The 19,988-nt window shown below is 36.0% G+C and carries 22 protein-coding genes; 7 read left to right on the forward strand and 15 right to left on the reverse strand.

Translation table 11 applies throughout. From position 1 onward, the window contains the following. From rplN to GTR01_RS20060, 12 genes are all read right to left on the reverse strand, one after another. On the reverse strand, nt 1-369 hold the full coding sequence (rplN, locus tag GTR01_RS20005) for a 50S ribosomal protein L14 (RefSeq protein ID WP_002983226.1): 369 nt from the start codon (nt 367-369) through the stop codon (nt 1-3). Between the two features lie 2 nt (nt 370-371). Further along, on the reverse strand, nt 372-626 hold the full coding sequence (rpsQ, locus tag GTR01_RS20010; RefSeq protein ID WP_034678021.1) for a 30S ribosomal protein S17: 255 nt from the start codon (nt 624-626) through the stop codon (nt 372-374). A gap of 12 nt (nt 627-638) precedes the next feature. Further along, on the reverse strand, nt 639-824 hold the full coding sequence (rpmC, locus tag GTR01_RS20015; protein ID WP_027381309.1) for a 50S ribosomal protein L29: 186 nt from the start codon (nt 822-824) through the stop codon (nt 639-641). 12 nt (nt 825-836) lie between these two features. After that, nucleotides 837-1,262, reverse strand: coding sequence for a 50S ribosomal protein L16 (gene rplP / locus GTR01_RS20020; RefSeq protein ID WP_002983219.1), 426 nt, complete (start codon nt 1,260-1,262; stop codon nt 837-839). Between the two features lie 98 nt (nt 1,263-1,360). Next, the gene (gene rpsC, locus GTR01_RS20025) at nt 1,361-2,110 is read right to left on the reverse strand and encodes a 30S ribosomal protein S3 (RefSeq protein WP_034694675.1); all 750 of its coding nucleotides are present in this window, start codon (nt 2,108-2,110) and stop codon (nt 1,361-1,363) included. Nucleotides 2,111-2,117: 7 nt separating this feature from the next. Next, complete coding sequence (gene rplV, locus GTR01_RS20030; protein WP_047096818.1) at nt 2,118-2,516, reverse strand: 50S ribosomal protein L22; 399 nt, start codon at nt 2,514-2,516, stop codon at nt 2,118-2,120. Between the two features lie 2 nt (nt 2,517-2,518). Continuing rightward, complete coding sequence (gene rpsS, locus GTR01_RS20035; RefSeq protein WP_002983209.1) at nt 2,519-2,797, reverse strand: 30S ribosomal protein S19; 279 nt, start codon at nt 2,795-2,797, stop codon at nt 2,519-2,521. A 2-nt stretch (nt 2,798-2,799) separates the two neighbouring features. Further along, nucleotides 2,800-3,621, reverse strand: coding sequence for a 50S ribosomal protein L2 (gene rplB / locus GTR01_RS20040; RefSeq protein WP_047422407.1), 822 nt, complete (start codon nt 3,619-3,621; stop codon nt 2,800-2,802). Between the two features lie 22 nt (nt 3,622-3,643). Further along, a complete protein-coding gene (gene rplW / locus GTR01_RS20045; RefSeq protein WP_045491154.1) occupies nt 3,644-3,934 on the reverse strand; it encodes a 50S ribosomal protein L23 in 291 nt (96 codons plus the stop codon). Nucleotides 3,935-3,937: 3 nt separating this feature from the next. Continuing rightward, nucleotides 3,938-4,567 (reverse strand): 50S ribosomal protein L4, encoded by a 630-nt coding sequence (gene rplD, locus GTR01_RS20050; protein WP_047422406.1) that lies wholly within the window; start codon nt 4,565-4,567, stop codon nt 3,938-3,940. Further along, nucleotides 4,558-5,181: a 50S ribosomal protein L3 gene (gene rplC, locus GTR01_RS20055; protein ID WP_160139506.1), complete on the reverse strand. Its 624-nt coding sequence runs from the start codon at nt 5,179-5,181 to the stop codon at nt 4,558-4,560. The genes rplD and rplC overlap by 10 nt, the downstream gene beginning before the upstream one ends. A 504-nt stretch (nt 5,182-5,685) precedes the next feature. Beyond that, nucleotides 5,686-6,447 (reverse strand): DeoR/GlpR family DNA-binding transcription regulator, encoded by a 762-nt coding sequence (locus GTR01_RS20060; protein WP_160139507.1) that lies wholly within the window; start codon nt 6,445-6,447, stop codon nt 5,686-5,688. Between the two features lie 115 nt (nt 6,448-6,562). On the opposite strand from GTR01_RS20060, the gene GTR01_RS20065 reads away from it, so the two are divergent. The 7 genes from GTR01_RS20065 (at nt 6,563) to GTR01_RS20095 (ending at nt 15,977) form a co-directional block, all read left to right on the forward strand. After that, the gene (locus GTR01_RS20065) at nt 6,563-8,161 is read left to right on the forward strand and encodes a glycerol-3-phosphate dehydrogenase/oxidase (RefSeq protein ID WP_160139508.1); all 1,599 of its coding nucleotides are present in this window, start codon (nt 6,563-6,565) and stop codon (nt 8,159-8,161) included. Nucleotides 8,162-8,168: 7 nt separating this feature from the next. Further along, nucleotides 8,169-9,665: a glycerol kinase GlpK gene (gene glpK, locus GTR01_RS20070; protein WP_160139509.1), complete on the forward strand. Its 1,497-nt coding sequence runs from the start codon at nt 8,169-8,171 to the stop codon at nt 9,663-9,665. A gap of 24 nt (nt 9,666-9,689) precedes the next feature. Further along, complete coding sequence (locus GTR01_RS20075) at nt 9,690-10,421, forward strand: MIP/aquaporin family protein (RefSeq protein WP_160139510.1); 732 nt, start codon at nt 9,690-9,692, stop codon at nt 10,419-10,421. A 20-nt stretch (nt 10,422-10,441) separates the two neighbouring features. After that, complete coding sequence (locus GTR01_RS20080) at nt 10,442-11,248, forward strand: hypothetical protein (protein WP_160139511.1); 807 nt, start codon at nt 10,442-10,444, stop codon at nt 11,246-11,248. Between the two features lie 248 nt (nt 11,249-11,496). Then, the gene (locus GTR01_RS20085) at nt 11,497-11,916 is read left to right on the forward strand and encodes a hypothetical protein (RefSeq protein WP_160139512.1); all 420 of its coding nucleotides are present in this window, start codon (nt 11,497-11,499) and stop codon (nt 11,914-11,916) included. Between the two features lie 237 nt (nt 11,917-12,153). Then, nucleotides 12,154-13,125 carry a hypothetical protein gene (locus GTR01_RS20090; RefSeq protein ID WP_160139513.1) on the forward strand — a complete coding sequence of 324 codons (972 nt, stop codon included), beginning with the start codon at nt 12,154-12,156 and terminating at the stop codon, nt 13,123-13,125. A gap of 113 nt (nt 13,126-13,238) precedes the next feature. After that, on the forward strand, nt 13,239-15,977 hold the full coding sequence (locus GTR01_RS20095) for a hypothetical protein (RefSeq protein WP_160139514.1): 2,739 nt from the start codon (nt 13,239-13,241) through the stop codon (nt 15,975-15,977). 43 nt (nt 15,978-16,020) lie between these two features. Here the strand turns inward: GTR01_RS20095 and GTR01_RS20100 are convergent, their stop codons facing one another. From GTR01_RS20100 to GTR01_RS20110, 3 genes are all read right to left on the reverse strand, one after another. Then, nucleotides 16,021-16,524: a low affinity iron permease family protein gene (locus GTR01_RS20100; RefSeq protein ID WP_160139515.1), complete on the reverse strand. Its 504-nt coding sequence runs from the start codon at nt 16,522-16,524 to the stop codon at nt 16,021-16,023. 237 nt (nt 16,525-16,761) lie between these two features. After that, the gene (locus tag GTR01_RS20105) at nt 16,762-18,771 is read right to left on the reverse strand and encodes a TonB-dependent receptor domain-containing protein (RefSeq protein ID WP_160139516.1); all 2,010 of its coding nucleotides are present in this window, start codon (nt 18,769-18,771) and stop codon (nt 16,762-16,764) included. A gap of 307 nt (nt 18,772-19,078) precedes the next feature. Continuing rightward, a complete protein-coding gene (locus tag GTR01_RS20110) occupies nt 19,079-19,903 on the reverse strand; it encodes a GLPGLI family protein (RefSeq protein WP_160139517.1) in 825 nt (274 codons plus the stop codon). Nucleotides 19,904-19,988 lie beyond the last annotated feature (85 nt).

The raw sequence follows: 19,988 nt of genomic DNA on the forward strand, positions 1-19,988 counted from the left end.
TTAAAGTACTTCAGGAGCTAATGAAATGATTTTCATATATTCTTTGTCTCTCAACTCACGAGCAACTGGTCCGAAAACACGCGTTCCTCTCATTTCTCCTGCTGCGTTTAGTAATACACAAGCATTGTCGTCGAATTTGATGTATGAACCATCTTTTCTTCTTACTGCTTTTTTAGTTCTTACTACTACAGCTTTAGATACCTGACCTTTTTTTGCGTTTCCTGATGGTGTAGAATCTTTGATCGTAACAACGATTTTATCACCAACTGAAGCATATCTTCTTCTGGTTCCTCCCAGAACTCTAATAACTAGTACTTCTTTAGCACCTGTGTTATCAGCAACTTTTAATCTTGATTCTGTTTGTAACATTATTACTTAGCTTTTTCAATGATTCTTACTAATCTCCATCTCTTGCTCTTACTCAAAGGTCTAGTTTCAGAAATTAAAACTGTATCCCCCTCGTTGCACTCGTTGTTCTCGTCATGTGCAGTATATTTTTTCGTTTTCAAAACGAATTTACCGTACATCGGGTGCTTAACTCTTGTAGTTTCACTAACAACAATAGTTTTTTCCATTTTATTGCTGGAAACCACTCCGATTCTTTCTTTTCTTAAATTTCTATCCATTGTAAAATGAAATTATTGTTTGTTAGTTAACTCAGTATTTAGTCTAGCGATTGTTTTTCTCAAATCTCTGATTTGAATCGGGTTTTCAATTGGGCTGATTGCATGAGCCAATTTCAATTTAGAATATTGAGCTTTTGCTTCAGTTAATTGAGCTTGAATATCACCCGCGCTTAAATTTTTAATATCAGCTTTTTTCATTGTATTCAAAGATTAAAGAGGTTTAACAAAATCGTTAGCAACGATGAATTTAGTAACTACTGGTAATTTTTGTGCAGCAAGTCTAAGAGCTTCTTTCGCAACTTCGTAAGGAACTCCACCTACTTCGAACATAATTTTACCTGGCTTTACTACAGCTACCCAGTATTCAACAGCACCTTTACCTTTACCCATACGTACTTCCGCTGGTTTCTTAGTAATTGGCTTATCTGGGAAGATTTTGATCCATAGTTGACCTTCTCTCTTCATATATCTTGTCGCAGCAATACGAGCAGCTTCAATTTGTCTTGCAGTGATCCAAGCACCTTCAGTTGCTTTGATCCCAAAAGTTCCGTAAGCAAGTTGACTACCTCTTTGGGCATTCCCCTTCATCTTCATCTTGTGAACTCTACGGAATTTGGTTCTTTTTGGTTGTAACATAATCTCTAAATTTTAGATTTTAGATTTTAGATTTTAGATTTTTTTTAATTTTAAAAAAGTAACGGTAATTTAAAATTCAAAATTTCTAATCTAAAATTTTAATTATTATTGTTATTGTTGTTGTTTTTTCTAGGTCTTCTGTTGTCTCTGTCTCCTCCTCTGTTTCCTCTGTCTGACTGACCTCCTTTTTTCTGTTGTCCCACTAGTGGAGAAAGTTCTCTTTTACCGTAAACTTCACCTTTCATGATCCAAACTTTTACTCCTAATCTACCGTAAGTAGTGTGAGCTTCTGCCCAGTGGTAATCGATATCAGCTCTGAAAGTTGACAATGGAATTCTTCCTTCTTTGAAAGATTCTGATCTTGCCATTTCAGCTCCGTTCAATCTACCAGAGATTTGAACTTTGATACCTTCAGCACCCATTCTCATAGTACTTGCCATCGCCATTTTAACAGCTCTTCTATAAGAAATTCTGTTTTCAATTTGCTTAGAAATACTATCAGCAACTAGTACAGCATCTAATTCAGGTCTTTTGATTTCGAAGATGTTGATTTGAATATCCTTACCTGTAAGTTTCTTCAATTCTTCTTTCAATTTATCAACTTCCTGACCTCCTTTACCGATGATAAGTCCCGGTCTAGCAGTAGTGATTGTAACTGTTACTAATTTAAGTGTTCTTTCAATATAGATTTTTGAAATACCACCTTTAGATAATCTAGCCTCAAGGTATCTTCTGATTTTGTAGTCTTCAGCGATTCTGTCTCCATAATCGTTTCCACCAAACCAGTTAGAATCCCATCCTCTGATGATACCTAATCTATTACCAATTGGATTTGTCTTCTGTCCCATACCTTGATTAATTTTCTTTATTACCTAAGATTAATGTAACGTGGTTAGATCTTTTTCTGATTCTATACCCTCTACCTTGTGGAGCTGGTCTTAGTCTCTTCAATTGTCTTGCGCTATCCACGAAGATTTCTTTAACGATAAGGTTAGCTTCTTCAATATCCGCACCTTCGTTTTTAGTCTGCCAGTTTGCCATAGCAGAAAGAAGTAATTTCTCTAACTTGTTAGATGCATCCTTCTTAGAATATTTTAGGATATAAAGAGCTTTATCTACCTGCTCTCCTCTAATGATATCAGCAACTAATCTCATTTTTCTTGGAGAAGACGGGCAATTATTTAATGAAGCTTTTACAACGTCTTTGTTAGCTTCTTTTCTTGCGATTGAACTATCTTGTTTTCTTGATCCCATGATTATCTGCTTCCTTTGTTTTTGTTACCACCATGACCTCTGAAAGATCTTGTTGGAGAAAATTCGCCTAACTTGTGACCAACCATGTTTTCTGTAACATATACAGGGATAAAAGATTTCCCGTTGTGTACTGCAATAGTTTGTCCTACGAAGTCCGGAGAGATCATCGATGCTCTAGACCAAGTTTTGATAACTGTCTTCTTACCAGACTCTATATTTGCCTGAACCTTCTTATCTAAAGTATGATGAATGAACGGTCCTTTCTTAAGTGATCTTGCCATAATTATTTTCTTTTAGATACGATGTAACGGTTAGACACTTTGTTTTTCTTTCTAGTTTTGTAACCTTTAGCTGGTTTACCGTTTCTAGATCTTGGGTGACCTCCTGAAGAACGTCCTTCACCACCTCCCATTGGGTGATCAACCGGGTTCATTACAACCGCTCTTGTTCTTGGTCTTCTACCTAACCATCTGCTTCTACCAGCCTTACCTGATACAGTTAATTGGTGGTCTGAGTTGGAAACTGATCCAATCATTGCATAACATTCAGTAAGGATCATTCTTGATTCTCCTGAAGGCAATTTGATGATTGCATATTTTCCGTCTCTTGAAGTTAATTGAGCTGAAGAACCAGCACTTCTTGCTAAAATTGCACCTTGACCAGGCTTCATTTCAACACAAGAAATAACAGTACCTAAAGGAATGTTTTTCAACTTCATTGCGTTACCTACATTTGGTTCTACGCTTTCACCAGAAATTACTTTCTGATCAACTTTGATACCGTTTGGAGCGATGATATATCTCTTCTCTCCGTCAGCATACTCAAGTAATGCGATAAATGCAGTTCTGTTTGGATCGTATTCTACAGATTTTACAGTTGCTTCAACGTTTGCTTTGTTTCTTTTGAAGTCAATAATTCTGTATTTCTTTTTGTGTCCACCTCCGGTGTAACGCATGGTCATTTTACCTGTTTGGTTACGTCCACCTGACTTTTTAATACCAACTGTTAGAGATTTCTCTGGTTTGTTGGTAGTAATTTCCTCAAAATTGTTTACAATTCTGAATCTCTGTCCCGGGGTGATAGGTTTTAATTTTCTAACAGACATTACTATTATTTATAATTAATAATTAATTTACAGCAAAAATATCGATAACCTCACCTTCAGCAAGTTTGATTACCGCTTTTTTCAATTTATTTGTCTTTCCTACTTGAAGACCTTTTTTAGTGTATTTTGAAGAAACCTTCGGAGCATAAATCATTGTGTTAACGTCTGCTACTTTTACACCGTAAGCTGCTTCAACAGCCTTTTTGATCTCGATCTTATTCGCCTTAGGGTTAACTAAGAAAGAATAAGTACCTCTTAAATCTGTAAGGTAGTTAGCCTTTTCTGAAATAACTGGTTTAATAATAACTGACATGACTTATTTCTTTAAATTTTCCTGGAATTTTTCAACTGCACCTTCGAAGAAAATGATCTCACCAGCGTTTACTAAGTCGTAAGAACTGATCTCGTTGAAGTTCATTACTTTAGTTTTAGGTAAGTTTCTTGAAGATAAATACACATTCTTGTTAGCTTCAGGAAGAACGAATAAAGATTTTTTACCGTTAAGTTCCAATGCATTTAATACATTGATGAAATCTTTAGTCTTAGGAGCAGCAAAGCTCACATCTTCTAAAACTTTAATGCTGTTGTCTCTCATTTTCTGAGATAAAACAGATTTCTTAGCTAATCTCTTAAGAGCTTTGTTCAATTTGAATCTGTAGTCTCTTGGTTTTGGTCCAAATACTCTACCTCCACCTCTGAAAGTTGGAGATTTAATATCACCATATCTAGCAGATCCAGATCCTTTTTGCTTCTTAAGCTTTTTAGTAGAAGCAGTAATTTCGCTTCTTTCTTTTGCTTTATGAGTCCCTTGTCTTTGTGCAGCAAGGTACTGTTTAACTTCTAAGTAAACCGCGTGCTGATTTGGCTCAATTCCGAATACTGTTTCGTCTAGAGTTACTTTTCTTCCGGTCTCTTTTCCTGATGTATTTAATACTACTAGTTCCATTTTCTGATAATTACATAAGAATTTTTAGCTCCCGGAACAGCACCTTTTACTACTAAAAGATTTTGTTCTTGATCAACTTTTAACACTTGAAGGTTTTGAACAGTTACCTGCTTACCTCCCATTCTTCCAGCCATTCTCATCCCTTTGAATACTCTTGAAGGGTCAGATCCAGCACCGATAGAACCTGGAGCTCTAAGTCTGTTGTGCTGACCATGAGTTGCCTGCATTACACCTCCAAATCCGTGTCTTTTAACAACACCTTGGAAACCTTTACCTTTTGAAGTTCCTGTTACATCTACATACTCACCTTCGATGAATAGATCAACATTTACTACCTCTCCTACTTTTGCTTCAGTGAATCCATCATGGAATTCTACTAATTTAGCTTTAGGAGCAGAACCAGCCTTTTTAAAATGACCAGCTAACGCTTTACCAACGTTCTTCTCACTCTTGTCATCGAAACCTAATTGAACAGCTGAATAACCGTCAACTTCTAAGGTTCTGACCTGTAAAATCGAGCATGGACCAGCTTGAATAACTGTACAAGGAATGTTTTTTCCTTCTTCGTTAAACAAAGACGTCATACCGATTTTTTTACCAATAATACCTGACATTGTTTATATTATAATAAAATTTATCCTTTATTTTTTTCCATTTTTCGGAAGTCTGAAGTGATTTCTACTTTTGATATAGGCACACTACGCTCCTAAAATGAGTGTGCAAATTTATGAATAATTTTGTAACCGACAAATATTTTGAGTAAAATATTTTGATTTTTAATCATTTAGATCATTTTCAGAAAAATCAACCGGTTTACAAAAATGAATCTGTCATAAAAAAAACACATTTCCCTCTCATTGCTCATCCTCACCATTCAAGGCCAACAGCTAGAAACAAAAAAAATGCCATAACTAAAGGATAATGAAACATTTCACAATTCCAGTATAAAATTTTACTCCTCTATTTTTAAACGGAGATAAAAAACATTCTATCTCTCCTTCGCAGGAAAATTAAACAATGTAATTAGAGCCAGACATAAAAAAAACAAAAGCCTCATGATCACTCATGGGCTTTATATTGTAAGCTATTATTATATGGTTTTAAAGAATTAGCACGATTTATTTCATCACATTAACCCCAATTTCCTCTAGCCGGATCTGATCTTCGACAGCAATTCCGTCATCTGTAATCAAATAATCCACCTGGTCCAGTGAGGCAATTTTACCAAAACCTTTTTTATTTAATTTTGAAGAATCTGCCAAAACCACTGTTTTATCTGCACAATCAATCATTACCTGATTGAGATGAGCTTCTGCAGCATTGGAAGTACTGATCCCAAATTCAAGATCAATTCCATCTACACCCAGAAAAAGTTTATTACAAGAGAATTGTTTAAGGATTCCTTCTGAAATAGATCCTACAATTGATGTGGAACTCTTTCTCACTTCACCTCCCAATTGAATGACATTTATATTAGGATTATTACAAAGTTCAATTGCTACTCTTAATGAAGAAGTCAAAACGGTAAGTGGCCCGAAGTTCATCAACATTCTTGCAAGATAATGCATCGTGGTTCCAGATGCTAATATAATACAATCATTTTCCTGAATCAACGGAAGTGCAGCTCTCGCAATAGCCTGCTTTGCTTCTACATTAATATTTTCCTTTTCCCCTACATTTTTTTCATAAGCATATCTTACCTGCTTACTTGCTCCTCCGTGATTTCTAAAAAGAAGCCCTAAACTTTCGAGATAATTCAAATCCTTTCGAATCGTAACTGAAGAAACATTTAATTTTTCACACAGATCCTGAACCAGAACATGTCCTTTTTCATCGAGTTCTTTTAATATTTCATCCTGTCTTGGAATTAGCTTTTCCATTTTATTCGTTTGCTCAAAATTACTGTTTTTTTTTAACATTTAAAATTTCATTTATTTTCTTTTTGCTTTCATTTTTAATTTATATATTTGAAAACGAAACATAAACGAAACATTTATGAAACGAAACGAAGAACTCAGTAAATTAACCAATGTAAAAGAATGGGACTTTATTGTCATAGGAGGAGGAGCCAGTGGTTTAGGTTCAGCATTAGACGCAGTAAGCAGAGGATTCAAAACTTTATTGCTTGAATCTCACGATTTTGCGAAAGCAACTTCCAGCAGAAGTACCAAACTGGTACATGGTGGAGTAAGATATTTAGCACAGGGAGATGTAGGTTTAGTGAAAGAAGCACTGAAGGAAAGAGGTCTATTGGCCAAAAATGCAGCTCATATTGTAAAAAATCAATCTTTCATTATTCCTAATTATACCTGGTGGGGCGGAATCTATTATAAAATAGGATTATCCGTTTATGATTTCCTTGCCGGAAAATTAAGTTTGGGGAAAACGAAATATATCAGCAAATCAAAAACCATTGAAAAGCTGCCTACTATTGAACAAAATCATTTAGCAAGTGGTGTTGTTTACCAGGATGGCCAGTTTGATGATGCAAGACTTGCGGTCAACTTAACTCAAACTATCATTGAAAAAGGAGGAAGTGCTGTCAATTACGTAAAAGTTGTTAATCTTCTGAAAGATGACAAGGACAAAGTAATTGGCGTGGTTGCTGAAGATCAAATTTCTAAACAGCAATATCAAATTCACGCTAAAGTGGTCATCAATGCAACAGGTGTTTTCACGAATGATATCCTTAATATGAATAATCCTAAACATGGTAAACTGGTGGTACCAAGTCAGGGAATTCACCTTGTACTGGATAAATCATTCCTGAAAAGTGATGATGCGATCATGATTCCCAAAACGTCAGATGGAAGAGTTTTATTTGTAGTGCCTTGGCACGACAGAGCTCTAGTAGGAACTACAGATACTCTTTTGGAAAGTGAGAGCTTTGAACCTCGTGCTTTGGAGGAAGAAATCAGTTTTGTTCTAAACACGGCAAGACAATATCTATCTAAAAAGCCAACCCGTGAAGATGTAAAATCTGTTTTTGCCGGACTTCGTCCTCTTGCAGCTCCAAAGGATGGAAGCAAAAGCACAAAAGAAGTTTCCCGAAGCCACAAGGTTATTGCATCTGATACAGGATTAATATCCATTATTGGCGGAAAATGGACTACTTACCGTAAAATGGCTGAAGATACTATTGATAAAGCAATGGAGGTTCACAAATTAGGCAATACCACTTCCAAAACAGAAAATATGTCTATTCATGGAAATGTAAAACCAGAGCAGGTAGACAGAACCAATCATTTATATGTATACGGATCTGATATTCCTGCTATCAAAGCTTTACAGGAAAGCAATCCGCGTTTTTCACAAAAAATACATCCTGACCATCCGTTTACTGTAGCAGAAGTTGTGTGGGCAGCAAGAAATGAAATGGCCGAAACCATTGAAGATGTTTTGGCAAGAAGAGCCCGACTTTTATTCTTAGATGCTAGAGCTGCTATAGACAGTGCTCACCATGTAGCCAGAATCATTGCTGAAGAAAAAGGATATTCTGAAGAATGGGCTCAGCAACAGGAAAACGAATTCATCGAATTAGCCAAAGGATATTTATTAACTCCTTATTCACCTAAAGTTATCAACCTTAATTAATCACCATATGAATGAAAAGTTAATCCTCGCTTTGGATCAGGGAACTACTTCCTCCAGAGCGATTCTATTCAACCATAGCGGAGAGATCAAATATCTATCTCAAAAAGATTTCAGACAAATATTCCCGACTCCAGGTTGGGTAGAACATGATCCGAACGAAATTTGGTCATCACAGATCTCCGTTGCTGCAGAAATTATTGCCAAAGCTGGTATTTCCGGATTGGAAGTAGCCGCGATTGGAATTACCAACCAACGTGAAACCACTATAGTTTGGGATAAGGAATCAGGGGAACCTATTTATAATGCTATTGTATGGCAAGATAGGAGAACGTCCAAATACTGTGATGAACTGAAAGAACAAGGACATGCAGAAACCATCAGAGAAAAAACAGGCCTTGTACTGGATGCTTACTTTTCTGCTACCAAATTAAAATGGATCCTTGACAATGTAGAGGGAGCAAGAGAGAAAGCAGAAGCAGGAAAATTATGTTTCGGAACTGTGGATACCTGGCTAGTATGGAAATTAACCCGTGGAAAAATGTTTATCACCGATGTTTCGAATGCCAGCAGAACAATGCTTCTGAATATTCATACGTTGGAATGGGACAATGATTTATTAGCACTCTTCAACATCCCGAAAGCTATTCTTCCTGAAGTAAAACAAAGCAGTGAAGTATACGGTGAAACTGCTACTACTCTATTCTCTACCAAAATTCCAATTGCTGGAATTGCCGGAGATCAACAGGCGGCTTTATTCGGACAGATGTGTACTTCTCCGGGAATGGTAAAAAACACTTACGGAACAGGATGTTTCTTATTAATGAATACAGGGAAAGAAGCTGTTTCTTCAAAGAACAATCTTTTAACAACGGTTGCCTGGAAAATCAATGGAGAGGTTAACTACGCATTGGAAGGAAGTGTATTCGTAGGTGGCGCGGCCATTCAATGGTTGAGAGACGGCCTTAAACTTATTCATTCTTCTGATGAAGTGAATGATCTGGCAGCATCTGTTGAAGATAATGGTGGTGTTTATTTCGTTCCTGCTCTTACAGGTCTAGGGGCTCCTCATTGGGATCAGTATGCTCGTGGAACTATTGTAGGAATTACCCGCGGTACTACAGATGCCCATATTGCAAGAGCCACATTGGAAGGAATTGCTTTCCAGGTATATGATATTGTAAAATCTATGGAAGCAGATTCAGGAAGAGCAAGCCTTGAATTAAGAGTAGATGGCGGAGCATCAGCAAGCAACCTACTCATGCAGATCCAATCTGATCTTTTCGGATTCAAAATTACAAGACCAAAAACATTGGAAACAACAGCTCTAGGTGCAGCTTATTTAGCAGGACTTGCTGTAGGATACTGGAAAAACATTGATGAGATCCAGGAACAATGGATTGTAGATAAAGATTTCCACCCTCAATTGGAAAAGGAAAAAGTAGACGCTATGGTTCATTCATGGAACAAAGCTGTTTCTCGTGCTCAATGCTGGATTGAAGATTAATTCACTGACCTTAAAAATACACATATGACTCCATTTATCGCAGAAGTGATCGGGACGATGCTTCTAATTTTGTTAGGCAACGGCGTTGTAGCCAATGTTGTCTTGAAGGATACCAAAGGAAATAATTCCGGATGGATTGTGATTACCACTGCCTGGGCATTAGCCGTTTTTGTAGGGGTAACTGTTGCAGGCCCTGTAAGTGGAGCCCACTTAAATCCAGCGGTTACCATTGGATTGGCTGCTGCAGGAAAATTTGCTTGGGATCTCGTTCCGTCTTATATCGCGGCTCAGATGATTGGAGGAATGTTGGGAGCCTTTTTGGTTTGGCTGTTTCATAAGGATCATTTTGCCATTACAGAAGATGAAGGGGCAAAACTGGCTTGTTTCAGTACCGGCCCTGCGATCAGAAAAGTTTCCTCTAACCTTATCAGTGAAATTATCGGAACATTTGTTTTGGTATTCGTTATTTTTTACATTTCGGGTGCGAGTATTAATGTACAGGCGGATCCTAATGCAAAAGTAGGATTAGGTTCCGTAGGGGCTATTCCTGTGACATTTCTTGTGTGGGTAATTGGGCTTTCTTTAGGAGGTACTACCGGCTATGCCATCAATCCGGCCAGAGATCTTGCGCCAAGAATTATGCATGCTATTCTTCCGATAAAAGGAAGCAGTGATTGGGGATATGCCTGGATTCCTGTTATAGGGCCAATTATCGGAGCAGTTATTGCGGCATTATTATTCATGGTTTTAAAATAAAAACTAACACAATGCGAATCATGAAAATACTAAAAGGAATCTTCCTACTTACTTTAGCCACAGGAAGGTTATTTTCACAGGAAAGCAGTGAGTCCAAAGAATCTAAAGAAGGAAGACTGGATTTTACTGCCAATATTCAAAACAACCATTTATGGAGAGGGCTAATCATTACTGATAAACCTGTTGTGATGGGAAATCTCTCTTATGCTTTGGACGCAGAAAAGAAATGGAAGGTTGGAATCTGGGGTGCTTCTGCCTTAGCAGATGATAAGGATAACACTCATTATAAAGAGATCAATTACTATGTTCAATATTCTAACGGACGTTTCTATATTGGATTATGGGATCTTTATAATTCAAGGAATATCAATACGGCTAATGCTGCTGACGATATTTTCAGCTACTCCCAAAGAAGAACAGCTCACATCATTGATTTAAGAACCAATTATACCTTCGGGCCGTCATTCCCAATTAATATTGAAGCAGATATTATGCTTTATGGCGGGGCTAATGCCGGAGAAGTAATTCTGGAACCGGATGGAAGCTATAAAAAGAACAGATATTCTACCTATGTTCAGGCCAGCTACCCTGTCATTAGTGGACAGAAGGTAAATCTGGATGCTTTTGTAGGAGCAGGGTTTTCATTGAATGGCAACACCTTTTTGTATGGGAATGGAAAAAACAATTTTGATATTGTTAACGTAGGAATAAAAGCAGGAAAAGTTCTTAAGATTACAGAACATTACAGTTTACCTGTTTCTATGATGGCTATGTGGAATCCTTCTAATAAATATGCAAGAATTCAATTAGCAGCTACAGTTTTTTAATTCAAATTTTTAAACTAAATTATATAATAGCCACTCCTTTTGGAGTGGTTTTATTGTTTTTGTGATGGAAGAAAAGACCATCCATCAAATCTTAGATTTGACATCTTTCCAGTGGAGGGGAATGATTATACGGATTATAGAGTTAGCTAAAAGAAGAGGAGAATACTAATTCCGGCAACCTATTTAATCACCGGGATTTTACGGTTTACTGATTTGATAGATATTTTTAAATTTGAAGAAAAAATATTATGAAAAAATTTTTCAGTTTAATGATCTTATGTATCAGCGTTTTCACCTTTGCACAGGGAAAGGTACCTTTTACCGGACATAGAAGTTTTGATATTCTGAAAGGATATAGCGGAACAGGTACTCCTCAATATTATTTAGATGTGAAGAAAACAGGAGATGTGTATTTCGGATATGTTCAGGTTAATCAGGCCAACGGGAAAGAAACCAAAGAGGAAATCAATGCTGGTAAATATGCTCCCAATAAAGTAATGAAAGTGGTATTCAAAAAGTATAAAGAGACTTTTTTTGTGAAATTTGGTAAAGATAAGATCTACCTTACTGATGAAAAGGGGAATATTCAGAATCTTGAAGGCTGTTGTTCTGCCAAGGATAGTATTGATAAAGATACTTGTAATTGTGAAAGTGAATTGTATCAATAAGCATAATAGAGAACCACTCCTTTTGGGGTGGCTTTTTGTTTGTTGTCAGGAAAAACATCCCGCCAAAAATTAAAAAAATTCTTGACACCCGGAATAGTTACACTCATCGTCAGCTATGCAAGGAAGGGACGTTTGAAATTATGGAATTTGTCAGGAATAAAAAATCCCGGAATTTCGCGATGAATGGTTTGTATAAATATCTTTAATTTTGAAGAATCAACTTATGTACACCACAGTATGAAAATCCTAAAGATTTTATGGGTTTTCCTTTTCATTGCTTCATGCAGCAAGCAAGAGGATCATCCTTACACATTTTATTATTGGAAAACCAACCTGAAACTTGACCATGAGGAAAAGAAAACTTTAGATCATGCAACGGTTCCTTTTTTATACACAAGATTTTTTGATGTAGATAAAGTAGGCGGAAAATTCCAGTCTGTTGCCGTTATTACAAAAGATCAAAATTTTGAAACCAATAAGCAGATCGTTCCTACCGTTTTTATCACGAATCCAACTTTACTTGGGATCACTCAGGAAGAAATCAAATTTCTGGCAGAGAGTATTCATCATTTGGTTCAAAAGAAAGCAGAAGAAGATCACCTAAAGATCAATAATGAAATTCAGATTGACTGTGACTGGACTGCCGGTACACGGGATGATTATTTTAAATTTTTAAAGGAGCTCAAAAAAATTTCAGGAAAAAACATTACTTGTACTTTACGCCTTCATCAGGTTAAAGATAAAAAACAGACAGGAATTCCTCCAGTGGAAAAAGTATATCTTATGTGCTACTCTACTTCTTCCCCATTAGAAAAATCTGACAAGAATTCTATTTTGGATGTAAACATTCTCAAAAGCTATCTTTCAAAAATGGAAGACTACCCCATCAAAAATATTGATGTAGCCTTGCCTATTTATTCATGGGGAATTATCACGAATCATCTCGGCAAACATAAACTGATTAACGCCCTCTCTAAAAAGGATCTTGACAATACCAACTTTATAAAGATCTCTGATCATGAAGCGATAGTTCTAAAAGATGACTTTTATTTCGGGCATTTTCTCAATAGGAACTTTAGCATAAAGGTAGAAGAAATCTCGAAGGAGCAGCTGGAAGAGGTAATTGATTTCCTTCAGAAAAAAATACCCCATTTTAATATTATTTATTATCAATTAGATAGTAAATTTGTGTTAGATCGAACATTTTAAATCTTCTATAGATTAAGACAGAAAATAAAGACTTACAGTCTATATTATTCTCTGCCAGCACCATGATTACAAAAACAACTATATAAAAAACTAAAAAAAACACTACAAACCCTATGAAAAAGTATATTCTTTCACTTGCGGTTGTATCTCTTTTCTACACCAAATCTGACGCTTGCGCATGGTCGGATCCGGATTATGAATACTTCAATCTTTTTACGCAGAGCATCATTAAGGATAAGTCCTATCTTCCTTTTCTTCATACTTATTCAACAAGATTCTATGGGAATTACAATCCATCATTGATTCCTGATGATAATATTGAAACCTGGAAAAAATATTTTAACAATCAGCTTAATTATGCCGAGACTCAAAACCTGGTCTATAAATTAAGTATGAATGATCTTAATGCTCTTAAAAATGGAACTCCCTCTAACCCACTTTTACAAAAACTGGGAACTGGATTTTACCAGAAGTATAAGGAAGGAATTGATTATTTAATTGAGGCTAAATACCTGGAGCCTTATATGAGCATCAATTATATTGAAAGTGAAAATTCATTTTATTATGACAGAAATGAAAACAGAAAGAATGCTACTGCTCTTGATTATAATAAGACTATAGCAGCTCTGACTTCTTTATATAATGCAGCCAAAAATCCTGAGATAAAACAACGTTACGGATATCAGCTCGTTCGTTTAAATCACTATACCAGAAATTATGATTCTGCACTACAGGCTTTCAAAAGTTATATTGAACCTATTAAATTAAAGGGAGCAGTATATTATATGGCTTTGGATCAATTGGCAGGAGCACAAAGAGGGCTGGAAATGAATAGTGATGCTAACTGGAATTTTTTCCAGGTATTTATGAACAGTAAAGACCGTAAGGAATCTTCTTTTGTTTCAATGAAACTTTCAGATACGGCTTCGTTCAGTAATATCATGAAAAGAGCTAATACGAATGAGGAAAAGAATATGGCTTATTTTCTTTTAGGATATGAAGATTTTAATAATCCGATTCCTATTATGGAAAAGATGTTTGACATTAACCCTGATTCTGAAATCTTAAAAGTGATGGCTGTAAGAAGTATCAATGAGCTGGAAAGAAGTTATCTTCCCATCTATTATTATACTTCCGATGCCTATGGTAGAGTGTCTGTCTACAGAGGAAATACTGAAAACCATACTTCAAAAGATACCAATACCGATAAGCCGGCAACAGAAGTAAAAGAGGTAAAGGAAGAAAAAATATCTTTCTGGCAAAAGATCGTAAGATTCTTTAAAAATCTTTTCGGAGGTTCAAAGTCTGATGCATCGGGTGATGGAAAGAAGGCAGATCAAAGTGATGATGAGTTACTGAACAACCCAAATAGAATTCCTTTTTACACTACCGGATACAGTGGCTATGATGACAACACTAAAGATTATCTTGATGACCTTGAAAAGTTCACTTCAAAGGCAAAAGAAAAATCAAAAGATGAGTATTGGCAGATTGCAGATGCTTATCTTAAATTTTTAAAGAAAGATTATAAAGAAAGTACGGAAATACTGAACGATATCAAAACAAGCAATCCTGAATATCTGGAAGAAATTAAAAGGATGAAAGTTCTGAATGATATTGTTTCTCAGCCTAAGGTAGATGCTGCTTTTGAAGATCATCTGATGAAAGACTATGCTGAGTATTTTGTAGAAAAAGAAGTGAAAAAAGACACTGCCAATATCAATAGTGATTACGATTATTATGGAAGCGCACCTTCTACTGCTGACTTCTTAAAAGACGTGATGGCTAACCGTTACTTCCTCCAAGGAGAAGACGGAAAATCGTTCCTGATGAATAATAAACTTTCCGATCTTCAGTACAACCCGAATTCCAGTCTGGTAAAAAGTGTTGAAGCGTTTTATAGAAAACCAAACAAGACTCAGTTTGAACAGCAGATCATCGCCAAAAATATGGATAGTGTAGGAAACATTGATGCATTCTTCAATACAATCTATGGTGACCGGGCAATGAGACTCGCCGATTTTGAAAAAGCGAAGTCTTACTATGAAAAGGCTCAGAAATTTGGCGGAATTCCAAGAGAAAATTATGACTGGAGTGAAAAAAGCGGCCAAACCATCACCCAAAAACAATATGCTTCTTCTGAATATAATGGCTTTAATAATATTTCAAATCTGGTTTTCGGACACAACGTTTGGGAAAGTTACCAAAGTCCGGATACTGAATCTATGAAGTCTGAAGGATATACTGATTTTCCTTTCATTAAGGACAATATGAATAAACTTGAATTGACCGACGCTCTTATTCAGCTTAAAAAAATAGGAAATGGTAAAGATGAAAAAGCCGTAAAAGCGAATCAGCTTATCGGGAATCTTCTATACAACACTTCTATTCTGGGATATTATCGTCAGCTGTTTGTGATGGATATTGACAATAGTAATGGTGGAAAATATTACTTCTGGAATAATGATAAAGGAAATCCTTACAAGTATTATTATAAAAACTTCCTTGACACCTCTTATATCGAACCGGATAACTTTGATCTGGCAATCAACTATTACCAAAAAGCCCTTGCGCTTTCCAACAACAAAGAACAAAAGGCAAGAATCCTTTTCCAGATGGCAAGTGCCGAGCAGGGTAAATATTATCAGTATGAAGCCAAAGCTCCGAAAGATTTTGATTATTCTGATCCGAAATGGTCTGAAAAAGAAGATAACCGCCAGAAGCAAATGGACAATCTGAAGAATGAAAAGTACAGAACTTATTTTGCTCAGCTGAAGGCACAGTATTCAGATGCTGAAACAACGAAAAGTCTGATGGGAAGCTGCAGTTATTTCAGCTATTTCATGCGATAACAAATACGAAAAGAAAGTTATTAACTTCAAATAAAAAAAGGAATCATTTTGATTCCTTTTTTTGTTGTTCCTGTCTTTGCAGCCATTCTTCATGTTTTCTTTTAAAGAATTCATGTTTATAATCCTGATTCCTTTGTGCGGCATCTATGGAATGAGAAGTATGAATATCCGTATCCTTTTTGGCAAACTGAGCTAGGTTCTCGTAGTAATGATGAAGCTGATCCAATTCTGGTTCTGTAAGGTCTTCAATATCTACTATTCTATTACTCGCTTTTTCATGAGCGGCAATGATTTCGTTTAACTTGATCTGTATGGCTTTTGAATCTTTGTTCTGGGCTTTTTGAATAAGAAAAACCATCAGAAAGGTGATGATAGTAGTTCCAGTATTAATAACCAGCTGCCAAGTTTCTGAATAATCAAAAAAAGGCCCCGTAACTGCCCAGGCTAAAACCACAAATGTTGCTCCAATAAAAGCATATTGACTTCCTGTAAATTTTACAGCCCAGTTTGAAAATTTTTCAAAAAGATTCTTATTCTTATGATCCATAGTTCAGATTATTTTAGAATAAATGTATAAAATTAACTTGAACAATTGATGAGAATAGGTATTTCAAAATGGAGTTTTGAAAATATAGAACTAAAAAAGCTCTACCAATATTTGATAGAGCTTTTTTAATTTTATTGATTCTTTAAGAAGAAGCAGGAAAGCTGTTCCCAGCAACAATACCTTTTCATCGTCCAACTTCCCTTCTTCTTTTAGTTTATTAATCTAAATTAAATGGGTTTAGAAGAAATAATTCGCTCCGAATTGATATCTGATTCCATCGATTCTGAAACCAAAGTTATTAGCAGGATCAGATACATCGTTACGGATATTTTTATCTAAAAGATTGTATACTCCTAACGTGAAACGAACATGCTTGTTCAGCCTATATACAGTTCCCAAATCCCATAAGAAATAAGATGGAATTGGATACTCCTGTGCTTTACCTCTGCTCACTCCCGGCTGGCTTTCACTTCTATAGTTTCCTCTTGACCAGAATTCGAAACTGTCATTCGCTTTCCAAGAAAGATTTACATTGGCCATGTGCTTAGGTATTCTTGCATAAGGTTTATTGTAAAGGGCAGGAATTTCCTCAGATTTGATCTTGGTATCCGTATACGTATAGTTTGCTTTTAAAACAATTGCTTTTGTCACGTTTATCCCAAGGTTAGCTTCAAGTCCCATACTATTTGCTTTCCCTAAATTTTCTCTTGTTGAGATGAAATCATAAACATGGTTGTATAAAGCTTCAAATTGTTTACATTCTTCGCTGTTATTACATTTTCTAACTTCAACCAGTTTGTTTTTAAAGTCGGTATTGAATCCTGTAACACTCACGTTAATTACTTTCTTATTATCCTCAAACATTACCGTCAATTCCTGGTTAAAGCTTTTCTCCGGTTTAAGATCTTTGTTTCCGATGATTACTCCATCCTGAGTTCCACCGCCGGTTACCTGTCCCCATCCTGGATTTACTGCTCTTAATCCCGGAGCTTTGTATCCCCAAGAAGCACCTCCTTTAAAGGTAAAGTTATCCGTAGCACTCCATACCAAGTAACCTCTTGGAGTAAAGTTAGAGCCATAGTTTTCGTCATTATCCAAACGCGCTCCTGTAACCAGGTGAAGTCTGTTGACCAGCTTCCAGTTTCCTTCTGCAAAAGCAGACCAGTTCCAACGTGTCAATTGAGTAACAACCTCCCCGTTCTCTGATTTCATTTTATTTCCTAAGTCATTCAATCTTTCATATCTGTATTCTCCCCCAAAGCTGATGACATGATCTTTAATACTGAAATTATTAAGACTGTACGCAGCAAATGTCTCATACCTCATATCCCTGTTGGGGTTGTTGGTATTGTCATATTGGATATAAGAGTTTGTATGAAAGTTTGAGTAATCTCCTTTGTGGCTTAATGCCAATACATTTCTTTCGTAGTTATTACGTGAACTTTTTGCATTAGGAGCTAATGAATATCCCGCATTTTGGTTTCTTTCCTGGCGGTTATAATCATAACTCAGTTTAAATGTATTCTTGGCATTGGGAGTAAGACTGAATTCTGTACCAAAAGCTTTGATGACTCTTTCGGTAAATCCGCCTACAAATTTATCTTCGTTTCTGTCTGAATAGCTTCCGGTAACTTTCATCTGAAGAAGGTTTTTCACTAAAGAACCTGAAGCATACCCATCAATCTGGTAGGTATTTCCGGATTCCTTATGTACCTGCTGTATCAGACTTGTTCCTACAGATCCTCTCCAACCGCCAGTCAATTTCTTAGTGATGATATTGATTACTCCTCCCATAGCATCAGAACCATATAGAGAAGACATTGGGCCTTTTACCACTTCTATTCTTTCAATGGTTTCCAATGGAGGCATCCATCCTTGTTCGATCCCCGGGCCGTCAGAATTGGGTCTTGTCTCTCTTGTATTGATCCTTTTCCCATCAATTAAAACTAATGTCTGACCAGATTCAGCACCTCTTATTGAAAAATCACTTGTACTTCCTCCTCCTGTAACGAAAACTCCCGGAACATCCTGTAATGCATCCGTAATATCTCTATAAGCTCTTTTTTTAAGGTCTGCCTGAGAAATTACAGAAATCGTAGCCGGTGTATCTTTGATCTTTTGAGCATATCCGGATCCTGTTATGACTACTTCATTAATATGGTTACTTTTTAACGTGTCCTTCGTTTTCTGACCGCTCATGAAAGCCGTTCCTAAAACAAGTAAGGAAAAAGATACTGTTCTAAACATCAATAATTTTTTTGCAAAATTATTATTTTTAATAATTCTAAATAAATAAACCAAGGTGACATATCTCACCCGGCCAGCACCCTCTAATATAAGATTACCAATCCCGCTTATATTATACTAAAAACATCCCAACAGATCTATACTGCTGTTAAGAATCCCTCGTCCATACTATTTAATGGTTATTAATTTTTAAAAAGAAAAAAAAATGTATTTATATCAATCCCAATTTCATTTATCCCCCATCATCATAAAAAAATCCATCCCTACAATAGGGACGGAAAGGATTATGTATTGTTATTTTATGCTACTACAAAGGGTACTTTACGGCTTTATCAATTTCGATAGGATTATTATCCCGAAGCATTACTCTTCTACGTTCATCAGACATCCCTTTCAATTGATCTAAGCTTTTAATCTGTACTCCTGAAACCCAAAAAGTATTCTCGGGGTTGGTATTGGATTTAAACGATTCTGCAACATCATGTAATGGATCATTGTAAAGCTCCAATTGTTTCTTTGCAATAATTTTTTCAGTTACAGGAAGAGGTTTCTTTCCAAGAAAGCTTTCAAGAAAAGATGTTTCGTAGGTTTTAGGGAATTTCATACTTCTAGCCAGCTTAAAAATAAAATTCTTATTGGTATCTTCTATTTCAAAGATGAGCCCCGGGAGGCCACGGAATTTATAAGGCCCCTCGCTTAGATTGATGTCTTTGCAAAACCAGGCAACCCATTCTCTGCCGCCAAATCGAGTGGTTGCTTTCTGCAAATGATATTGTCCATCAACTTTCGTATCACTTAGCAATTTCCAGTTCATTTTATCAGTGGATTTCAAAGAAAACAAATCATTTATCAGAATCAATGACGTATTTTCAAAAGAACCTTTTTTCCTGATAACAGCAGGAAGATCATCATCCCATCTTGATCTTTTTTGGCCACGGACAATATTCAAAGAATCGTTCTGAGCGTAAGAATATGGATAGAATTTGACATCATCAGGATTGATATCCAGAATCATATTGGCTTTGGTAAAATCCTGTGCTAATGAATCTTTTTTATATTGTAGCAGATATACAAAGCGATGCGTCTGTGCACTCAGCAGTAAAGGAAATAATAAGAGTATTAGTTTTTTCATGGTATAGATTTGGCCAAAAATATCAATAATATTTGGATTCGGCTAAATAGGTGGTCATCATTTTGAAAATGAAAACAAAAAAAAT

Source organism: Chryseobacterium sp. c4a (assembly GCF_009900745.1).
Classification (GTDB): domain Bacteria; phylum Bacteroidota; class Bacteroidia; order Flavobacteriales; family Weeksellaceae; genus Chryseobacterium.